3 protein-coding genes and 2 pseudogenes are annotated in these 3,500 nt (G+C 75.2%); all 5 read left to right on the top strand.

Annotated features, from left to right (window positions below; translation table 11 throughout):
- Positions 1 to 1,053, top strand: a pseudogene (locus ND748_RS28230) (ATP-binding protein); the annotation flags it as partial.
- A gap of 77 nt (positions 1,054 to 1,130) precedes the next feature.
- Positions 1,131 to 1,547: a roadblock/LC7 domain-containing protein gene (locus ND748_RS28225; RefSeq protein ID WP_251749234.1), complete on the top strand. Its 417-nt coding sequence runs from the start codon at positions 1,131 to 1,133 to the stop codon at positions 1,545 to 1,547.
- 51 nt (positions 1,548 to 1,598) lie between these two features.
- Entirely contained in the window at positions 1,599 to 1,958 is a 360-nt protein-coding gene (locus ND748_RS28220) for a DUF742 domain-containing protein (protein ID WP_251749233.1), read from the top strand.
- Positions 1,959 to 2,239: 281 nt separating this feature from the next.
- Positions 2,240 to 3,175: a proline dehydrogenase family protein gene (locus ND748_RS28215; protein WP_251749232.1), complete on the top strand. Its 936-nt coding sequence runs from the start codon at positions 2,240 to 2,242 to the stop codon at positions 3,173 to 3,175.
- A 67-nt stretch (positions 3,176 to 3,242) separates the two neighbouring features.
- A pseudogene (locus ND748_RS28210) lies at positions 3,243 to 3,500 on the top strand (1-pyrroline-5-carboxylate dehydrogenase); the annotation flags it as partial.

The following is a 3,500-nucleotide window of genomic DNA, read 5'->3' as shown; positions in this document are numbered from 1 at the left end:
GCCGCGGCCACCGTCGCCGGACCCGCCGAGCTGACGTCCGCCGCCCGGCCGACCCCGGCCACCGTCACCGCACCCGCCAACGTGCCGACCGCCGTGGTGCCGACCCCCGCACCCGCACCCGCATCCACATTCACCCCGACCAACATGCCGTCCACCGCCGCACCCACCACACCGTCCACCCCAAACAGGTCCGACGTCGACGTCGACCTCGCGGCGCCTGCCACCCCCCTGCCGGGGTTCCCGGCGGTGCCGGTCCCGGTGCACCATCCGGCGTGGGCCGCCGCCATGGCTGCCGCTTCGGCCGCTGCCGCCTCGCCCGCCGTCATATCGCCCGCCGCAGTGTCGCCCGCCGTCGTGTCGCCCAGCGGGTCGCCCTACACCGGGCTGTGGGCGCGGCTCGCCGACGCCGCCGGGTCGCGACCGCCGGCCTTCGACGAGTCGGGCGAGCCGTTCAACTGGTTCGTCCGGGACGAGGTGGCCATGGCGCCCGATCGGGCGATCCAGCCCGCGATCCAGCCCACGGGCCGGGCGGACGGAGGCGAGCGGTCGGCCCCCGGGCCGTTCACCGCGCCCCGCACCTTCGACGCAGCCGGATCGTTGGCCGGCTCCGGATCGTTGGCTGGCTCCGGATCGTTGGCCGGCTCCGGGCCGCTTGCCGGCTCGGCCGTACTTGCGAAGCCGCAGCCGGCTGCCGGGACGGGGCCGTTCGCCGCGTCGAAGCTCGGGCCGTCGTCCTCCCGCCCCGGCGCAGGACCGGGGGCTGGCTCGATCACGGGGCCGCGGCGGAACACCACCGCGTCCGGGCTGCCGATCCGCACCCCGAACACCGTGCCGATCCCCGGGCAGATCCCGCTCGGCCCGCCGTCGGGGCAGGCCGGCGTCGCGGCTGGCCCGGGTGGGTTCCTCGGCTCCGCCGGTTCATCGTCGGCGGCGCCCGACCCGGACGACGCACCCGAGCGGATCCGCGGGCGACTGAGCCGGCTGTACGAAGGCATCCACCACGCCCGGGGAACCGGGCCCGCCGCCGCGGAGGACGACGACGGGGGCGGCTGAATCCGGCCGAACCCCGTCCGAACGAACCCTGACCCCGATTCCCCCGTGCATCCGAACCCGCAGCCTGGAGTACAGCCGTGACCGACGCAGATCCGGACACCCCCTCGCTCGACTGGCTCATCAACAACTTCGTCGACTTCGTGCCCGGGGTGGCGAACGCGATCGTCGCGTCTTCGGACGGCCACCTGCTTGCGGTGTGCAGCGGCTTCCCGCGCGAGCGGGCGGTGCAGCTCGGTTCCATCGCCTCGGGGCTGTTCAGCCTGACCCTGGCGGCCGCGGAATTCGTCGAGGGCGGCTCGGTGACCCAGACGGTCGTCGAGATGGCGCAGGGGTCGCTGCTGCTCATGGCCGTCGGTGAGGGCTCCTGCCTGGCGGTGCTCGCCACGAGTACCTGCGACATCGGGCTGGTCGGGTACGAGATGACGGTGCTCGTCGCCCGCACCCGGGAGGCGCTGACCCCGGCGCGCCGCGCCGACACGCGCGAGAGCGTGTGACACCGACAGCCCGACGGTGACAACCATGGCCTCGGGGTAGGGGGTGAACGGATGAACGGGGATGCGGTGGAGCCGTCGGGGGAACTCGTCCGGCCGTACACGGCGACCCGCGGCCGGGCGCGGCCGTCCCGCCTGCTGGCGCTCGAGGCCATGGTGACCACGACGCCGTTCGGCCGGGCGCGGCTGCCCGCGCTGCTGCTGGAACAGAAGTCGATCGTCGCGATGTGCGTGCAGCCGCAGTCGGTGATCGAGATCGCCGCGGCGCTGCGCCTGCCGGTGGGTGTCGTCCGGGTCCTCGTCGCCGACGCGGCGGCCGACCGGCTGGTCGACGTCTCCCAGCTCACCATGCCCACCGGCGCGTCCGAGATCGCGCTGCTCGACCGCGTCCTGGCCAACCTGCGCCGCCTCTAGACGAGTAGGTCCGCCCGCCTGCTCGTCGCCCGGGAGGTCGCCCGTCGGACCGGTCGGCGCCGCACGAGCCCCTGCCGCCCGCCAGATTCGCCGGCTGCCGTCCCGGCCTCGTCGGGGCGCTGGGGGTCGGTGGGTCGGTGGAATCGCTGTGTCGGTGTGTCGCTGTGTCGGTCGGTGGGTCGATGGGGCGCGCCGGTGCCGGGCTGGACAGGACACGTCGACTGCGGAACGCTACCGAGTGTGTCCGTATCATTGCCTGCTGTTGTGCGAGGGGAGTCGGAGTGATCCGCCGTCTCGTTCCCCGCCTCGTCGGCAGCCCGCCAGTGCGCGCCGTGCTCGCCCGCGGGCCGATCGCCGCCGGCGTCGTCGACCGGTTCGTCGCCGGTCCCACGGATGCCGACGCCGTCGCCGCGACCGCGCGGCTGGCCGATCTCGGCCTGCGGGCGTCGGTGGACCTGCTCGGCGAGGGGGTCACCCGACCGGACGACGCGCTCGCCACGGTCCTGGCCTACCTGCGGCTGCTCGACCTGGCCGACCGGGCGGGTATCGCGTCGGGGCTCGACGTGTCGGTCAAGCTGTCCGCCCTCGGGCAGGCCGTGCCGCGCGACGGCCGCAAGCTGTCCTACGAGAACGCCGCGGAGATCTGTGCCCGGGCCGCGGCGGTGAACGCCACCGTCACCGTCGACATGGAGGACCACACCACCACCGACGCGACGCTGGACACGGTGGTCGAGCTGCGTCGGGACTTCCCGTCGGTCGGCGCGGTGCTGCAGGCCCAGCTCCTGCGCACCGAGGGCGACTGCCGTGACCTGACCCGGGGCGGTTCGCGGGTGCGGCTGTGCAAGGGGGCCTACCGGGAGCCGGCCGGCACCGTGCACCGCGGACGCCTGGCCGTCCGCGCCGCCTACGCGCGCTGCCTGGGCGTCCTGCTCGCCGGGCCGGGATACCCGATGATCGCCACCCATGACCCGGCGCTGATCGGCGTCGCCGGTCGGCTGGCCGCCGAGCTGCGGCGGGCGCCGAAGACCTACGAGTACCAGCTCCTGTACGGGGTGCGGCCGGGCGAGCAGCGGCGCCTCGCGGCGAGTGGGGCGACGGTGCGGGTGTACCTGCCGTACGGGCCGGACAGCGTGCCCTACCTGACGCGGCGGCTCGTGGAGAAGCCCGCCAACCTGCTGCTGGCCGTGCGGGCGCTGGGTAGCCGACACGGATCCTGAAGGCCGCGCCCGGCCGGGCCCGGTTCGTGCGGCCCGTGCCCGGCGGGCGCGGGGAGGGGAGACAGCCGTGCCGGCAGGCGTGAGCGCGGGATCGGTCGCGGGGTCGGTGCCCGTGGCCGACAACGAACCGGTCCGTACCTACGCCCCGGGTTCGGCGCAGCGCGCCGGGCTGCGCCGGGCCCTGCTCCGGCTGGGTGGTGACCACCTCGACCTGACCAACACGATCGGGGGGCACAGCCGGCCGGGGGGCGGGCCCCCGCGCGACGTCGTCCAGCCGCACGCGCACCGTCGAGTGCTCGGCACGCTGCGGGAGAGCACCCACGCC

The organism is Frankia sp. AiPs1, assembly GCF_023716945.1.
In the GTDB taxonomy this organism is placed as follows: domain Bacteria; phylum Actinomycetota; class Actinomycetes; order Frankiales; family Frankiaceae; genus Frankia.
Note: the sequence above shows the minus strand (reverse complement) of the source record. Positions and strands in the feature narration are given on the sequence as shown.

Coding starts and splice junctions, on each gene's coding strand:
- ND748_RS28220 (WP_251749233.1), top strand. CDS start 1,599: ATGAACGGGGATGCGGTGGAGCCGTCGGGGGAACTCGTCCGGCCGTAC.